Annotated in this window: 16 protein-coding genes, 1 tRNA gene and 2 pseudogenes; 3 read left to right on the forward strand and 16 right to left on the reverse strand. The window is 45.1% G+C overall.

What is annotated here, in order from left to right; all coding sequences use genetic code 11:
• On the reverse strand, positions 1 to 64 hold a 64-nt coding region (locus tag K0778_RS14920; protein WP_001676991.1), incomplete at its 3' end, for an IS1 family transposase.
• Between the two features lie 930 nt (positions 65 to 994).
• Here K0778_RS14920 and K0778_RS14925 point away from each other — a divergent pair.
• Entirely contained in the window at positions 995 to 1252 is a 258-nt protein-coding gene (locus K0778_RS14925) for a HigA family addiction module antitoxin (protein ID WP_071840188.1), read from the forward strand.
• A 54-nt stretch (positions 1253 to 1306) separates the two neighbouring features.
• Here the strand turns inward: K0778_RS14925 and K0778_RS14930 are convergent, their stop codons facing one another.
• The 6 genes from K0778_RS14930 to proB all read right to left on the reverse strand — a co-directional run bounded on the left by K0778_RS14930 (position 1307) and on the right by proB (position 7033).
• On the reverse strand, positions 1307 to 3052 hold the full coding sequence (locus K0778_RS14930) for a DUF2326 domain-containing protein (RefSeq protein WP_000470135.1): 1746 nt from the start codon (positions 3050 to 3052) through the stop codon (positions 1307 to 1309).
• Entirely contained in the window at positions 3021 to 3272 is a 252-nt protein-coding gene (locus K0778_RS14935) for an ABC-three component system middle component 6 (protein ID WP_196613384.1), read from the reverse strand. The genes K0778_RS14930 and K0778_RS14935 overlap by 32 nt, the downstream gene beginning before the upstream one ends.
• Positions 3241 to 4221, reverse strand: coding sequence for an ABC-three component system protein (locus K0778_RS14940; protein ID WP_001082070.1), 981 nt, complete (start codon positions 4219 to 4221; stop codon positions 3241 to 3243). Before K0778_RS14940 ends, K0778_RS14935 begins: the two co-directional genes overlap by 32 nt.
• A 253-nt stretch (positions 4222 to 4474) precedes the next feature.
• Positions 4475 to 4550 (reverse strand) — tRNA-Thr (locus tag K0778_RS14945).
• A gap of 114 nt (positions 4551 to 4664) precedes the next feature.
• Positions 4665 to 5918 (reverse strand): glutamate-5-semialdehyde dehydrogenase, encoded by a 1254-nt coding sequence (gene proA, locus K0778_RS14950; RefSeq protein ID WP_000893278.1) that lies wholly within the window; start codon positions 5916 to 5918, stop codon positions 4665 to 4667.
• Between the two features lie 11 nt (positions 5919 to 5929).
• Positions 5930 to 7033: a glutamate 5-kinase gene (gene proB, locus K0778_RS14955; protein ID WP_001285288.1), complete on the reverse strand. Its 1104-nt coding sequence runs from the start codon at positions 7031 to 7033 to the stop codon at positions 5930 to 5932.
• Between the two features lie 287 nt (positions 7034 to 7320).
• Between proB and phoE the strand changes: the two genes are divergently transcribed.
• On the forward strand, positions 7321 to 8376 hold the full coding sequence (gene phoE / locus K0778_RS14960; RefSeq protein ID WP_063084592.1) for a phosphoporin PhoE: 1056 nt from the start codon (positions 7321 to 7323) through the stop codon (positions 8374 to 8376).
• A 38-nt stretch (positions 8377 to 8414) separates the two neighbouring features.
• Here phoE and crl read toward each other — a convergent pair whose 3' ends face one another.
• The 3 genes from crl to gpt all read right to left on the reverse strand — a co-directional run bounded on the left by crl (position 8415) and on the right by gpt (position 10668).
• Complete coding sequence (crl, locus tag K0778_RS14965) at positions 8415 to 8816, reverse strand: sigma factor-binding protein Crl (RefSeq protein WP_000174677.1); 402 nt, start codon at positions 8814 to 8816, stop codon at positions 8415 to 8417.
• Between the two features lie 57 nt (positions 8817 to 8873).
• Entirely contained in the window at positions 8874 to 10118 is a 1245-nt protein-coding gene (gene frsA / locus K0778_RS14970) for an esterase FrsA (protein WP_000189541.1), read from the reverse strand.
• Positions 10119 to 10209: 91 nt separating this feature from the next.
• Positions 10210 to 10668 (reverse strand): xanthine phosphoribosyltransferase, encoded by a 459-nt coding sequence (gene gpt, locus K0778_RS14975; RefSeq protein WP_001291990.1) that lies wholly within the window; start codon positions 10666 to 10668, stop codon positions 10210 to 10212.
• 260 nt (positions 10669 to 10928) lie between these two features.
• Between gpt and pepD the strand changes: the two genes are divergently transcribed.
• Positions 10929 to 12386 (forward strand): cytosol nonspecific dipeptidase, encoded by a 1458-nt coding sequence (pepD, locus tag K0778_RS14980; protein ID WP_063084593.1) that lies wholly within the window; start codon positions 10929 to 10931, stop codon positions 12384 to 12386.
• Between the two features lie 56 nt (positions 12387 to 12442).
• Here the strand turns inward: pepD and prfH are convergent.
• The 6 genes and pseudogenes from prfH to dinB all read right to left on the reverse strand — a co-directional run.
• Positions 12443 to 12949, reverse strand: a pseudogene (prfH, locus tag K0778_RS14985) (peptide chain release factor H); the annotation flags it as partial.
• Positions 12950 to 12962: 13 nt separating this feature from the next.
• Positions 12963 to 13166: pseudogene (locus tag K0778_RS14990) on the reverse strand (RtcB family protein); the annotation flags it as partial.
• Positions 13167 to 13411: 245 nt separating this feature from the next.
• Positions 13412 to 13864 (reverse strand): GNAT family N-acetyltransferase, encoded by a 453-nt coding sequence (locus K0778_RS14995; protein ID WP_001059847.1) that lies wholly within the window; start codon positions 13862 to 13864, stop codon positions 13412 to 13414.
• Between the two features lie 9 nt (positions 13865 to 13873).
• On the reverse strand, positions 13874 to 14272 hold the full coding sequence (gene yafO, locus K0778_RS15000; RefSeq protein WP_001263493.1) for a type II toxin-antitoxin system mRNA interferase toxin YafO: 399 nt from the start codon (positions 14270 to 14272) through the stop codon (positions 13874 to 13876).
• Between the two features lie 2 nt (positions 14273 to 14274).
• Positions 14275 to 14568, reverse strand: coding sequence for a type I toxin-antitoxin system antitoxin YafN (gene yafN / locus K0778_RS15005; RefSeq protein WP_000554757.1), 294 nt, complete (start codon positions 14566 to 14568; stop codon positions 14275 to 14277).
• A 51-nt stretch (positions 14569 to 14619) separates the two neighbouring features.
• Entirely contained in the window at positions 14620 to 15675 is a 1056-nt protein-coding gene (gene dinB, locus K0778_RS15010; RefSeq protein WP_063084594.1) for a DNA polymerase IV, read from the reverse strand.
• Positions 15676 to 15714 lie beyond the last annotated feature (39 nt).

Raw genomic sequence — 15714 nt, forward strand, 5'->3', positions numbered from 1 at the left:
TGCCGTTACGCACCACCCCGTCAGTAGCTGAACAGGAGGGACAGCTGATAGAAACAGAAGCCACTGGAGCACCTCAAAAACACCATCATACACTAAATCAGTAAGTTGGCAGCATCACCCGTTAAGAATTGAGAATACCCAAAAATTATCACCTGAAATATTTCTGTCAACACCTCAACAGCTAGAGGAAATAAAAAACCACTGGACCAGCTCTATTTTTTGTTCGTTTTTTGCACAACAATAAGGTTTTAATAAGTCTTTTAGTATTTTGGTTATATATATGGTTAAAGATCTGGTTAGAGAACAATAAAACAATAGCTAATCCGTTGTTTTGTAATTAATTTAAAAAAAATGCCCTACCTCATATGTCAATAATTTGCCCCTCATATGTCATGAAATGGCCCCTCATATGTCATAAACATAAAAAAACAAGCACAGGTTATAAACATAGTTACTAACAGAATTTGTGGATAAATGCACAGGATATACGCAAAAAATATAAATTGTTTAGCTAAACAAAATAGCAACAATAAAAATGAAACAAAATGTAAATAATGGATTTTGGCTATAGTTACCCACAAAGGTTAGCTAACCTTTGTGGTATCTCATAATTATGAGAGCACCATCATTAACAACGGATATATCGAAACGAGTAACAGAAAATGCTCCTCGATGGCTTGTTTAGCTAAACAAATTTAAATTTTACTAAGTATGTATGAAGGGCAAAACCTGATCCCAAACAGGAAGGAATGGTCAATGGATAGGTGTTTTTGCTGCATAGCAACGCTACTCGCAATATAACCAGAAAAATAGGGATACTAAACCCGACAGGTGAGGCCGGGCTTGAGTATTTGTAGCTCTGGGCGGAGGGGACATCCCACATTAGACGAAAAAATTCTATAATGAATTGTTGAGGTAAAGCAATTAGGTATTATCTAAAACAAGTTATCGCTGATGTAAAAGTTGTTATCTAACAAGTAGAAAGGTGAGAATTGTGAGGACAAAAAAGGCTGAACCAAGCACTGTAGGTGAAATACTTAATGAAGAATTCTTGAAACCCATGAATATGTCTTTATGTAAATTAGCGGAATTGACAGGAATGTCTTATAGTAGAATAAGAAAAATTATAATACATAATGATCCAATATCCATAAAAGAAGCATTATTACTTGCTGAAGTATTTCACACGGATCCGGATTTTTGGATAAACTTACAAAATGTTCATCATTACTGGCATCAAAAATGTAACTGATATCAAAATCTGCCGTTAATAATGTGTATTATCAACGGCATGTATTTAACAAGATTAATTATTCTCAATGCGGAATAATTTATTCTCTTGAGACAATTTCACAATGAAGTTTTTCTCATCGCTCAGTTCTTTTGGAAGTTTATCCTTCAATATAGATGCAACATACTGAATTTGAGATTTGTAACGTTCAACAAGATTAGCTATTCTGACCAGTTGATTGCCATGCATAAGTTCTTTTTTGTCATTTAACAAAAAATGGAAACAAGGAATGTTTTCTTCATCTGCAAATAAAATATATGCAATATCAAAACAAACAATTTCTCCTTGTTTTTTTCCTGAACTAAAATTGGTATTAAACGAACTGAATTTGTATATTTTTTTTCCTGTTTTTGATGCTGTAACAATATCATATTTCAAAGCATATTGTTCACCGTATAACTCTTGAGACACAGTTGAAAAATATTTATTGAACTTATTTACTTGAGATTGAACTTCTAACTCAAAATCATCAGAAAATAAATTATTGTTAATAGCATCAACTTGAGCGTTTAACTCTTCGATATTCTTTTCAGTTTTCTCAATTTGGTTAATAATGGCTTCGAACTCACCTTTTTTTCGGTGTTTTTCGTTCAATTCTAAGACTAGTCCTTCAAGTTCATCAAACGAACCGCTTTTATTTATATTTTCAACTAATTCTTTTTCTTTGGCAAGAAGTATAGTTAAATCTTCTTGAGTTTTACTAATCTCACTAGTTATTACAGGTAATTCTTTTGATATGAATTTAACTTTTTCTTCAACCATTTGGTTGTGGAAGGAAAGTAATGATTCAAATTTTACCTGAATATTCTTTATATTATTACTGGCTTCAGTATATAGATCTTTCAATTGATTAGTGTCAATTTCCATCTTGCCACTTTCAATATCTTTTACCGCCTCAACTATGAGTTCTTTCCGTAATTTAAGCTTACTTAATTTTGAACCTATAGTGCTCAATTGATACTTAATATCATCCAAAGCATTGAGATCATTTTCAAAGTTAGGGTTGATATAGAAAGTAGACTTTTTCAGATCTAAATCATTAATTTCCGAAATCAATAATGCTAGTGATGTCTCATATGCAGTGCGAGTTTGTTTAGACTCCAACCTATTCTTGAAGGTTGTTTCCATTCGGATGCTAGCTAACAAATTTTGTTTAAGAGCTCCTTTTCCAAAATCACATCCAAGAAGAAATAAATGAAGGGTCTCATATTCATCATCACGAGTAAATGAGCTTAGTGTTCTCAGCGTATGGGTGACACTGAGTTCTTTATATCTTATATTATTAGATATTATTTGGGAAAAGGTAGGCTTATTACCATAATGGCCAGAAACTAATACGTCTGTTAACGTTTCTTCAAACTCTTCGATTGTTTTTTGTAGTCCATTAATTCTTCTGATACATTTTTTACGAGAGAGAAAATTTCGCTCAATGACGATGGTCTTAGCTAGCGGATCATCTAAATCCTCAACAAGTGTTAGGGTTATTAAAACCTCTGTTTCAATCAAGAAGTTTTTAACAAGTGTATATTCGCCCTTTTTAGTTTCTGGGTCAGTATAAATGCCTTTAGCATCTGCGCCTAAACAAAAATCGACTAACATTAATACTGTTGTTTTACCAACATTATTGCCAGTGGTTTTGGTTGACTCGGTTGATGCTTCATCAACTGGCGTTTCATCAACGATCAAATTCAAACCAGCATGAAACTTTATTAAGCGTATAACCCCATCTTTATTGGCTATCTGGAGAGATTTTATGAACATATTCCAATTTCCCCTTTGGATTTAATTCAACTATTCCTGCTAGGTATAACCAGTCAAGAGATAAAACAAAAATTGATATAGACATTTCAATTTTTTTCTTTGTTTCGTAAAAAAGATCTATCAATTCAATTTCATCGAAACGTTTCAGCGTATCTATAATAAACCCACCGTTATAATATAAGCTATCTTTAGGATGAATGTCCTTTGGTAACAACATCATTCACTCCGTTAGGGTCCCTAAAAATTTTACAGCGTATGAACGCGTCCACTGCAAGTATACTAACACAAAGCTCCAGTTCCTCTAATGGTATTTGTGTAAAATTTGCACTTTTTCTGACCATTTCAACAGAGCTGTCAATTATTTTAAAAAATAGCTCATCTCCAGTGTATTGTGTACTCAATTTTACGAAGATAGTTCTAAAGGAAGACAAAACTGAAAGGCTTGAGTTTTTACCCATCTGGTTGAACTCTGAATAAATGCGGGATACTTTTCCATGATGGATTTTGTAATCTTCAATAATATATTCAGCTGCATTCAAATTATTAAATGTAATCTTGTCAGTTACATCGAATGGTTGCGGGAAGTCAGTAGTTTCAACATTAGAAAAATCCTCCTTAGCTAATATATTTATAACAGCAGCAATATTTGTTTCGATTAAAACATTATCAGATTCCTCTTGTAACTCATTTTTTAGAAAACCGTGTATTTCTTTCTGTTTTGTTATGTCAAGATGTGAAATAACATTAAGTATCGATTTTACATCATGAATATCTTGCTGCGGTATAAAAACCAAAGCATGAGGATTAGTGTAAGTTTTATTTCTTAAATCACTAGCATCTTTTGCAATTGATATAAATTTAAACTGATGGCCTTTATATAATCTTAAGTCTTTGTTCAAGGCTGAATCAATTTTTGTTTTAGTTGCAGTTGATGAAACCTGTAATACTATCTTCCCATTCTCATCGATAAGATCGATACCCTCAAAATTATGCTTCTCTTGATTAGTATTCTTTAGGGAATACCCAAATAATAAATTAAAGAAGTGAACATAAAAATCTTCACAATGAAGATTATAGTTAAGAATATTTAACTTCCCTCTTAATTCAACGCTATAGCATAGCAACGTAAGCCTTTTCTCACATAAATCAAAATAAATAGATCTGTTCACACATATTATCCTTAAACTATAAACTAATCCGATATTATGAACTTAGGTAAAGTAGAAAAACTCTTCACAGATCTTACAGCATCTACGAGCTGGTTCAAGGTATGTTGAGATGGATTGAGATGTGTAGCGTATCTTCTCATTCCAAAAAGAAACCTGCCACAATTTTGCCACACTCACAACGCGCAAAAATGCACATTTGTGTTAAGAAAAGCAAAACAACGCAACAGTAACCAGATGATTTTATTAGAAAAAATGGTGCCGATAATAGGAGTCGAACCTACGACCTTCGCATTACGAATGCGCTGCTCTACCAACTGAGCTATATCGGCCCTGAAAGGACATGTTCACGAACGTGAATCACGGTGGACAAGGTTAAAACTAACCGGGCGATGCGTCAATGGCCTTGTGAATCAAATGGCTACTTTTGCATCACCCGGTTTTATTTACGCACGAATGGTGTAATCACCAATGCCGATCCACTTGTAAGTGGTCAGTGCTTCCAGCCCCATTGGGCCACGCGCGTGGAGTTTTTGTGTGCTTACCGCCACTTCCGCACCCAGACCAAACTGGCCGCCGTCGGTAAAACGCGTAGAGGCGTTAACGTAAACAGCGGACGAATCCACTTCGTTAACAAAACGCTGGGCGTTGCGCATATCGCGGGTCAGGATCGCATCGGAGTGTTGTGTGCCGTGTTCACGAATATGGGCGATGGCATCGTCAAGATCGCTGACGATTTTGACGTTCAAATCTAATGACAGAAACTCATCGTCATACTCTTCGGCTTTAACAGCAACCACCTTCGCAGGGCCTGCCTGCAACTGCGCCAGTGCAGCTGCATCTGCGTGTAATGTCACGCCGCTTTCCGCCATTTGTTTGCTTAATGCGGGCAGGAAGCTATCGGCGATGTTTTTATTAACCAGCAACGTTTCAACCGTATTACATGTGCTCGGACGCTGAGTTTTCGCGTTGACGATCACTTTTAATGCTTCAGCGATCTCTACACTTTCATCAACGTAAATATGGCATACGCCTATACCACCTGTGATCACCGGGATTGTCGACTGTTCACGGCACAGTTTATGCAAACCAGCGCCACCACGCGGGATCAGCATGTCGATGTATTTATCCATACGCAGCATTTCACTGACCAGCGCACGGTCAGGATTATCAATCGCCTGCACGGCACCCGCCGGTAAGCCGCAGGATTTCAGGGCGTCCTGAATCACCGCCACCGTTGCAGCGTTAGTGCGACACGTTTCTTTGCCACCGCGCAGGATCACCGCATTACCGGTTTTCAGGCACAGCGAAGCGACATCAACCGTCACGTTCGGGCGCGCTTCATAAATCACGCCAATAACCCCCAGCGGTACGCGACGACGCTCAAGACGCAGGCCGCTGTCCAGTACGCCGCCATCGATTACCTGCCCCACCGGATCGGCGAGGTTGCACACCTGACGTACATCGTCGGCAATGCCTTTCAGCCGTGCGGGCGTCAGTGCCAGACGGTCAAGCATCGCTTCGCTAAGGCCATTGGCTCGCGCGTCAGCAACATCCTGGGCGTTAGCGTTGAGGATGATTTCGCTTTGTGCTTCCAGTTCATCGGCGATTTTTTCCAGCACGCGATTTTTTTCGCGGCTGGAGAGTTGCGCTAATTTATACGAGGCTTGCTTCGCGGCAATGCCCATTTGTTCCAGCATCAGCCTGCTCCTTAACGGGTAATCATGTCATCACGGTGAACGGCAACCGGGCCGTATTCATATCCCAGTATTGCATCAATTTCTTGCGAGTGGTGTCCGGCAATACGGCGTAATGCATCGCTGTTGTAACGACTGACGCCGTGGGCGATATCGCGGCCTTCGAGGTTGCAAATGCGGATGACTTCACCACGCGAGAAATTGCCAGTCACGCTTTTAATGCCTTTCGGCAACAGGGAGCTGCCGCGTTCCAGAATGGCGGCAGTTGCCCCTTCATCTACCGTGATTTCACCCGCCGGCGGCGCACCGAAAATCCAGCGTTTACGGTTTTCAAGCGGAGTCGCCTGGGCATGGAACAGCGTACCGACGGAAATGCCTTCCATCACATCACCAATAACGCCCGGCTTGCTGCCCGCGGCAATAATGGTGTCGATACCCGCACGGCAAGCCACGTCAGCGGCCTGCAATTTGGTACTCATGCCGCCAGTTCCGAGGCCTGAAACGCTGTCACCGGCAATCGCGCGCAGTGCGTCATCAATGCCGTAAACATCTTTAATCAGTTCTGCCTGCGGATTGCTGCGCGGGTCAGCGGTATACAAACCTTTTTGATCGGTCAGCAGCAACAGTTTATCGGCACCCGCAAGAATCGCCGCCAGCGCAGAAAGGTTATCGTTATCGCCGACCTTAATCTCTGCCGTAGCGACAGCATCGTTCTCATTGATTACCGGAACGATATTGTTATCGAGCAACGCTCGCAGGGTGTCGCGGGCGTTCAGGAAGCGTTCACGGTCTTCCATATCAGCACGGGTCAGCAGCATTTGCCCGACGTGAATGCCATAAATCGAAAACAGCTGTTCCCACAGTTGAATCAGTCGACTCTGCCCTACCGCCGCCAGCAGTTGTTTCGAGGCGATGGTCGCTGGCAGTTCCGGGTAACCCAGGTGCTCACGTCCGGCGGCGATCGCGCCCGACGTCACAATAACAATCCGATGCCCGGCGGCATGTAACTGCGCGCACTGGCGAACAAGTTCAACGATATGGGCACGGTTCAGACGGCGCGATCCGCCTGTTAGCACACTGGTGCCGAGTTTTACCACCAGCGTCTGGCTGTCACTCATGATTCTCTGCCATTCAATTTTAGGAAAAATGATATCAAACGAACGTTTTAGCAGGACTGTCGTCGGTTGCCAACCATCTGCGAGCAAAGCATGGCGTTTTGTTGCGCGGGATCAGCAAGCCTAGCGGCAGTTGTTTACGCTTTTATTACAGATTTAATAAATTACCACATTTTAAGAATATTATTAATCTGTAATATATCTTTAACAATCTCAGGTTAAAAACTTTCCTGTTTTCAACGGGACTCTCCCGCTGAATATTCGCGCGTTAATTAAAATCAGGAATGAAAATGAAAAAGAGCACTCTGGCATTAGTGGTGATGGGCATTGTGGCATCTGCATCTGTACAGGCTGCAGAAATATATAATAAAGACGGTAATAAACTGGATGTCTATGGCAAAGTTAAAGCCATGCATTATATGAGTGATAACGCCAGTAAAGATGGCGACCAGAGTTATATCCGTTTTGGTTTTAAAGGCGAAATACAAATTAACGATCAACTGACTGGTTATGGTCGTTGGGAAGCAGAGTTTGCCGGTAATAAAGCAGAGAGTGATACTGCACAGCAAAAAACGCGTCTCGCTTTTGCCGGGTTGAAATATAAAGATTTGGGTTCTTTCGATTATGGTCGTAACCTGGGGGCGTTGTATGACGTGGAAGCCTGGACCGATATGTTCCCGGAATTTGGTGGCGATTCCTCGGCGCAGACCGACAACTTTATGACCAAACGCGCCAGCGGTCTGGCGACGTATCGGAACACCGACTTCTTCGGCGTTATCGATGGCCTGAACTTAACCCTGCAATATCAAGGGAAAAACGAAAACCGCGACGTTAAAAAGCAAAACGGCGATGGCTTCGGCACGTCATTGACATATGACTTTGGCGGCAGCGATTTCGCCATTAGTGGGGCCTATACCAACTCAGATCGCACCAACGAGCAGAACCTGCAAAGCCGTGGCACAGGCAAGCGTGCAGAAGCATGGGCAACAGGTCTGAAATACGATGCCAATAATATTTATCTGGCAACTTTCTATTCTGAAACACGCAAAATGACGCCAATAACTGGCGGCTTTGCCAATAAGACACAGAACTTTGAAGCGGTCGCTCAATACCAGTTTGACTTTGGTCTGCGTCCATCGCTGGGTTATGTCTTATCGAAAGGGAAAGATATTGAAGGTATCGGTGATGAAGATCTGGTCAATTATATCGACGTCGGTGCTACGTATTATTTCAACAAAAATATGTCAGCGTTTGTTGATTATAAAATCAACCAACTGGATAGCGATAACAAATTGAATATTAATAATGATGATATTGTCGCGGTTGGCATGACCTATCAGTTTTAATGGATATTGCCGGATGTGATACATCCGGCACATTTCACTCACGCCGTTAACTTCACCGGTTCATCACGAAAATCATCCGCCGGTTCCAGCTTCAGATTCAGCGTCGTCAGCAGTTCACGCAGCTTCTCGTGAAACTCACGTAGGGTGTGCTCCAGTCGTTCAACCACTTCAGTGTCTTTTACCGGAACACTCTTCCAGTCGCCTGCTTTATCGAACAGACCAAACTGGTAACTGTAGGTAAAACGGGATTCCTGCGCTTCAAGCTCCATCCACCAGCCCCAGAACTCACGCACTTCCGGTGCCGGTTTCACGTTGACGCATACAGCCAGACAATCGAAAAAGAATCGATTATCTTCGCACTTACCTTCACGAATATACGGGCCTAGTGCGGTAAATTTTTTGATCAATCTGCTCTTCGGGTGTCCACTCGGTAACGTCATTGCAATCTCCTGTTGTGATGCAACTGTTTTACCAAATTGGCAAATTTTAGCAAATTTTTAACACAAACGTTTTTCGATCCAGTCTGTGATTTCCTGAAGACCTTTGTCAAAATTCCGATACACCGGGTTAAATGGGATCTCTAATAATTTACCGTCAGCAGATGATGAGGTGATTAAGCGTGAGTCCTCTTCCGGGCTGAACGGATCGTTCTTCCAGTAGCCCGATAACATTGGCGTTGGGCAGCGACGTCCCAGCAATCCTTGCACTTTTAATGAATAGCGATTCAGCTCCACGCGCAACGCTTCGTCGGAAGCATCATGCATCCCCAAACGACTCGCCAGAACGTCAAGATACATTTCCGGCACCTGTTGCTGGCACTTAAAATCACTCAACAGGGTATGAACTACCGGACCAAGACAGGCAACCGCTTTCAGACGCGGCGATTCAAGGTATGCCAGACGCACGGCAACGTTAGCGCCGAAACGGAAACCAAAGGCCGCGACGCGAGTGTGATCCACCCACGGTACGTTAGGCAGCGCCTTTAAGACGTGCTGATGCAACAGGCTGGAGTCCTGGGTCAGCTTCCATTTTGAAGAAAAGCCCACCGACGGCATATCAATAGTCAGCATCGCAATGCCGCGCGGCGCAAAATAACGTTCGTACAGGCTGTAATAGTCCGTCTGCATCGCATCCAGACCACCACACATTAATACTGTCGGGAACGGGCCATCGCCTTTCGGCATATGCAAAAAGCCGGTGATGGGCGCACCGCCGGGTACGGTAAACTCCATCTGCCGCATCGTGCCCGGCAGACGCTGAGCGGCCTCTTCATAGGCGCGGTTTGACAAAGCCTGCGCTTGCTCGGCCAGGTCATCTCCTTTCAGATGAGGATAGGCAGCAATGTTATACAACGTAGCCGCATGCAGCCAGTGACGACCACTGAGTTGCGGATCTTCTTCCGCACAGGCTTTTTGTTGCCACACCATCGCCTGGGTGGCCCACTCATAAATCCAGTTGCCACCACGGTAGCCAATCACAGTATCGTATAAATCATCGTCGGTACGTTCAGCATCGCTCATCACAATACGTGCCTGGACGTCGAGGATTTCACGTGGGTCAATACCGCGCCAGATCCACATCAGACGGTTAATCATGCGATACCAGTGAGGGATGGTTTTACCATCAAGAGCCGACTGCACAGGCGGTTGTGCGCCGTGATTAAAGCGGCGGACTAGCGTCGAGGTTTCAGGATGTTTAAAGCGGGGTTTGAACAGGGTTTCGCTCAGGTTTGCCTGTGTCATGGATGCAGCCTCCAGAATACTTACTGGAAACTATTGTAACCCGCCTGAAGTTAAAAAGAACAACGCCCGGCAGTGCCAGGCGTTGAAAAGATTAGCGACCGGAGATTGGCGGGACGAATACGACGCCCATATCCCACGGCTGTTCAATCCAGGTATCTTGCGGGATATCAACAACATAGTCATCAACCAGCGGACGACCAGCCGGTTTTGCGAAGATGGTGACAAAGTGCGCTTTTGGATACATTTCACGAATCGCAACCGCAGTACCACCGGTATCCACCAGGTCATCAATAACGATGAAGCCTTCGCCATCGCCTTCTGCGCGTTTCAGCACTTTAAGCTCGCGCTGGTTGTCGTGATCGTAGCTGGAAATACAAACGGTATCGACATGACGAATACCCAGTTCACGCGCCAGTAACGCACCCGGTACCAGACCGCCACGGCTTACGGCAATAATGCCTTTCCATTGTTCAGAAGGCATCAGTCGGCTTGCGAGTTTACGTGCATGGATCTGCAACATGTCCCAGGTGACGATGTATTTTTCGCTCATGTGAAGTGTCCCAGCCTGTTTATCTACGGCTTAAAAAGTGTTCGAGGGGAAAATAGGTTGCGCGAGATTATAGAGATCTGGCGCACTAAAAACCAGTATTTCACATGAGTCCGCGTCTTTTTACGCACTGCCTCTCCCTGACGCGGGATAAAGTGGTATTCTCAAACATATCTCGCAAGCCTGTCTTGTGTTGACAACATTTTCTGCTAACCCTGTGACCTGCAATACTGTTTTGCGGGTGATCGACAAGGAGACTTAACGTGTCTGAACTGTCTCAATTATCTCCACAGCCGCTGTGGGATATTTTTGCCAAAATCTGTTCTATTCCTCACCCGTCCTATCATGAAGAGCAACTCGCTGAATACATTGTTGGTTGGGCAAAAGAGAAAGGTTTCCATGTCGAACGCGATCAGGTAGGTAATATCCTGATTCGTAAACCTGCCACCGCAGGTATGGAAAATCGTAAACCGGTCGTCTTGCAGGCCCACCTCGATATGGTGCCGCAGAAAAATAACGACACCGTGCATGACTTCACGAAAGATCCTATCCAGCCTTATATTGATGGCGAATGGGTTAAAGCGCGCGGCACCACGCTGGGTGCAGATAACGGCATTGGTATGGCGTCTGCGCTGGCGGTTCTGGCTGACGAAAACGTGGTTCACGGCCCGCTGGAAGTGCTGCTGACCATGACCGAAGAAGCCGGTATGGACGGTGCGTTCGGCTTACAGAGCAACTGGTTGCAGGCTGATATTCTGATTAACACCGACTCCGAAGAAGAAGGTGAAATCTACATGGGTTGCGCGGGGGGTATCGACTTCACCTCCAACCTGCATTTGGATCGTGAAGCGGTTCCAGCTGGCTTTGAAACCTTCAAGTTAACCTTAAAAGGTCTAAAAGGCGGTCACTCCGGCGGTGAAATCCACGTTGGCCTGGGTAATGCCAACAAACTGCTGGTGCGCTTCCTGGTGGGTCATGCGGAAGAGCTGGACCTGCGCCTTATCGATTTCAACGGTGGCACACTGCGTAACGCCATCCCGCGTGAAGCCTTTGCGACCATTGCTGTCGCAGCTGATAAAGTCGACGCCCTGAAATCTCTGGTGAATACCTATCAGGACATCCTGAAAAACGAGCTGGCAGAGAAAGAGAAGAATCTGGCCTTGTTGCTGGACTCTGTAGCGAACGATAAAGCTGCTCTGATTGCGAAATCTCGCGATACCTTTATTCGTCTGCTGAACGCCACCCCGAACGGTGTGATCCGCAATTCCGACGTGGCAAAAGGTGTGGTCGAAACCTCCCTGAACGTCGGTGTGGTGACCATGACTGACAATAACGTAGAAATTCACTGCCTGATTCGTTCACTGATCGACAGCGGTAAAGACTACGTGGTGAGCATGCTGGATTCGCTGGGTAAACTGGCTGGCGCGAAAACCGAAGCGAAAGGCGCATATCCTGGCTGGCAGCCGGACGCTAATTCTCCGGTGATGCATCTGGTACGTGAAACCTATCAGCGCCTGTTCAACAAGACGCCGAACATCCAGATTATCCACGCGGGCCTGGAATGTGGTCTGTTTAAAAAACCGTATCCGGAAATGGACATGGTTTCTATCGGGCCAACTATCACCGGTCCACACTCTCCGGATGAGCAAGTTCACATCAAAAGCGTAGGTCATTACTGGACACTGCTGACTGAACTGCTGAAAGAAATTCCGGCGAAGTAATTATTTGATTTGCTGCCGGATGGCGTTTAATCGCCTTCCGGCAGTTTCATCCTTCATTATCCTTCGATAAAAGCCATCCCTGTAAATGTCCGTCGCGGGTTGCCACGTTCAATCTGGTGATGGAACATTCGCCGCTGCGATTTCAGCGCCGCGCTATTTTCCTGTTGCTGCTGCTCCAGCTTCCAGGCAATCAGCAATCGCGCCAGCCGTTTGTTAGCATGCTGGCTGCGCTCTGACTGAACCTTCACGCTAATACCGGATGCCAGATGCGTGGCGCGTACCGCCGAGTCGGTTTTATTGACATGTTGACCGCCCGGCCCCGACGAACGCAGCGTCTCATAACGGATTGCATCCGATTGTTCCTTCTCATCAGCGGTAAAACGCCCAATGCCCAGAAACCAGTTTTTGCGCCCATGATGAGGCCGATACGGACTCGGACAAATCCACTGAATAGTGCCACACCAGCTTTCGCTTAATGCCCATGCGTTATCGCCATCCAGAGAAACCAGCGCCGAACGCAGCGTGTCAGAGTAGCGGCCCGTTTCTGTTTCCAGCACCGTTACAGCGACGTCTTGTCGGGTAAAAACGACCAACAGAGAAGAACGCTGCGCCAATCGGGTAGCCGCGTCCGGGGTGTAAATCTGGCATCCCCACTACGCGCTGCATGTTGGGTAAATTTGCCGTGGTGTGTAATTGTTGGATCGCTAAACTCTCGATCCACAGGTCATCAGATGCGATGGTAAATACCGCATCGGATAAGGGACGAATATATTTGCCCATGTACCATTCCATTTATACTCGTCATACTTCAAGTTGCATGTACTGCGACTCGAATTATTTAGAGTATATAAATATAAAAATCAGGAAATGGCAGACGAATCCAGGGCAAGAAAAAAAGAATTAATCCTGGAAAGGTCTGCAAAGAGTCATTGATAAAGGATTTGTCATGATTTACCTCCTTGCAGTTTGTGGAATAAGAAAACGCGCACATACCAGGCGGGCGTTATTTTCATTGCAAGCTGGATTTAATATTGCGGTTTATATCGCATATAAAAATTAGTAAACCACGTTCCCCGGCATTCAACGCGCTGCTGCTTAACTGTCTGAAAACCATAACGTTCAAAAAAGGGTTTTGCGGTTATGCTGGCGTCCACCGTAAGTTCGGATTCAGACTTAATCAAAGGTTTTAACAAAGCGCAGGCAACCCCGCGGCGGGTGTATTCAGGGTCAACAAATAACATATCGATATAACGTTCAACGCAGGTAATAAAACCAACCGGTTGTGCATTAATGACGGCAACCCGCACTTGTGATTTCGCGAGTTTCTCCTTCCAGCGAGATTCGTCAATCTGCGCCCAGGCGGCAATTTGTTGTGGTGAATAATGCTGACTGGAGATCATCGTAACCGCTCTAATGAAAATAGCGCATAGTTGCTGAAAATCGCCAGGCTGATAGTCTCTTATTTGTATGTTATTCATAATATAAATTCAAAAACGCATGCGAAACGCTTCTGCCATTTTCCCAATTTTATGCATTTGGTTGTTATCTCGAGCCTGTTTATGAGGTTCAGGTTTCAGAATGGCAATGAGCAACCATGCTTGCTCATCAAACGCACCCTGACAATATACCAAATGCGCTTCGTCATTCGTTCTGCTGAATTGGCGCAACTGTGGCGGAAATGGATTATTCACATTTGCCAGATGAATATGAGCAACTCGCTCAAATTTGATTAATGGCCAGGTAAACGAGTCGTCGTAGAGTGCATCGCGACCAAATATATCTGGCAAAACACCGTCACGCTTATAGGAAATAAAATCCGCCGTTAACGCATCAAGTTCCTCTGCTGTAAGTTGCAGGCGAATAAGTTTTGTTTTGAATACCCGCATCCTTATTCCTTAAAGTCATTGAAATCATCATCCGTCATATCATTAAGATATTTTTCAGCTCGGCGTGTAATTTCCTCTAATCTTGCAGCACTTGGACGGAAGCGCGCCTTTATGGGCTTTTTCTCCTCTTGTTCAGCAAGCATGTCCATTAACGCTTCGAATGCGCTGGCACTTAAGAGATATCCTGCGGGGCGATTATTAGAAAGAACCGCAACCGGTTGATCAATAAAGTATTTAGCTGGGTTTTTACGTAACTCAGTAATATTGACCGATTTTTCAGCGAGAATTCGATGCATGCAGTGATCCCCTCATAATAATGCACACTAGAATAGACATAATAGTATACATCATAATCCCAGCACCAGTTGTCTTTCCATTTGCGGATCAAGCAACGTCACATGCAGCCCCACCAGTCGCACACCGCGCCCGCCGCGGCGTTCATCCCAGGTTTTACGCGCGGTGGCGATTAAGTCAGCTTTATTCAGCCGCGGCCAGACGTGCTCCTGAGTGGTTTGCTGAAAATCGTCGAACTTTAATTTCACCCCCTGGCGGGCAATCAGTAAATCAGGTTTTACCTTTGCCAGACGGCGTTCAAGTTCCGGATACAGCCGCTCGATAATCGCTTCACATTCAGACCAGTGGTGGATATCTTCCGCCATCGTGCGTTCCACGCCGACGGATTTTCGCAACCGTTCGCTGTTAACGTCGCGCTCGTCAATCCCCTGACTACGCTCCCACAAAATGCGGCCAAATTTGCCAAAGCGTTTAAGCAGCATCACCAGATCACACTTTTGTACATCACCGCAGGTTCGTAGCCCCATCGCTTCCAGTTTTGCCGCCGAGACTTTGCCGACGCCGGGGATTTTTGCCAGTGGTAAGGTTTGTAAAAATGCCGGAACTTCTGCCGGCGTAATCACAAACTGGCCGTTGGGTTTATTCATGTCGGAGGCGATTTTGGCGAGAAACTTTACGGGTGCCACGCCCGCAGACGCCGTCAGTTGCAGCTCGTTGAAAATCGTCTGGCGGATTTCCTGGACGATGAGGGTCGCAGAACCGTGGCAATGGACGCTATCGGTGACGTCGAGATAAGCCTCATCCAGTGACAACGGTTCAATACGCGAGGTGTAGCGCGAGAAGATTTCGCGGATATGATTTGAGGCTTCTTTGTAGGCGTCAAAGCGCCCCGGAAGCAAGGTGAGATGCGGGCATAATTTGAGCGCCATCCCTGTCGGCATAGCGCTACGTACGCCAAATTTACGCGCGGGATAATTGGCGGTGCTGATCACCCCCCGACGTTCGCGGCTGCCGCCAATAGCAATAGGGATATCGCGCAGGGCGGGATTGTCGCGCATCTCCACTGCGGCGAAAAAGCAGTCCATATCCACATGAATGATTTTACGCATTACTCACCTCTCAACACTGCTAAAGTATACAGTGATTTC

Source organism: Escherichia sp. XD33 (genome assembly GCF_019375075.1).
In the GTDB taxonomy this organism is placed as follows: domain Bacteria; phylum Pseudomonadota; class Gammaproteobacteria; order Enterobacterales; family Enterobacteriaceae; genus Enterobacter; species Enterobacter flexneri_A.

Excerpts from the sequence above, each read along its gene's own strand:
- proA (WP_000893278.1), bottom strand. The coding sequence starts at position 5,918 with ATGCTGGAACAAATGGGCATTGCCGCGAAGCAAGCCTCGTATAAATTA.
- proB (WP_001285288.1), bottom strand. The coding sequence starts at position 7,033 with ATGAGTGACAGCCAGACGCTGGTGGTAAAACTCGGCACCAGTGTGCTA.
- phoE (WP_063084592.1), top strand. The coding sequence starts at position 7,321 with ATGAAAAAGAGCACTCTGGCATTAGTGGTGATGGGCATTGTGGCATCT.
- frsA (WP_000189541.1), bottom strand. The coding sequence starts at position 10,118 with ATGACACAGGCAAACCTGAGCGAAACCCTGTTCAAACCCCGCTTTAAA.
- gpt (WP_001291990.1), bottom strand. The coding sequence starts at position 10,668 with ATGAGCGAAAAATACATCGTCACCTGGGACATGTTGCAGATCCATGCA.
- yafN (WP_000554757.1), bottom strand. The coding sequence starts at position 14,568 with ATGCATCGAATTCTCGCTGAAAAATCGGTCAATATTACTGAGTTACGT.
- K0778_RS14935 (WP_196613384.1), bottom strand. The coding sequence starts at position 3,272 with ATGATGTTGTTACCAAAGGACATTCATCCTAAAGATAGCTTATATTAT.
- dinB (WP_063084594.1), bottom strand. The coding sequence starts at position 15,675 with ATGCGTAAAATCATTCATGTGGATATGGACTGCTTTTTCGCCGCAGTG.
- K0778_RS14995 (WP_001059847.1), bottom strand. The coding sequence starts at position 13,864 with ATGAATAACATACAAATAAGAGACTATCAGCCTGGCGATTTTCAGCAA.
- K0778_RS14930 (WP_000470135.1), bottom strand. The coding sequence starts at position 3,052 with ATGTTCATAAAATCTCTCCAGATAGCCAATAAAGATGGGGTTATACGC.
- crl (WP_000174677.1), bottom strand. The coding sequence starts at position 8,816 with ATGACGTTACCGAGTGGACACCCGAAGAGCAGATTGATCAAAAAATTT.
- yafO (WP_001263493.1), bottom strand. The coding sequence starts at position 14,272 with ATGCGGGTATTCAAAACAAAACTTATTCGCCTGCAACTTACAGCAGAG.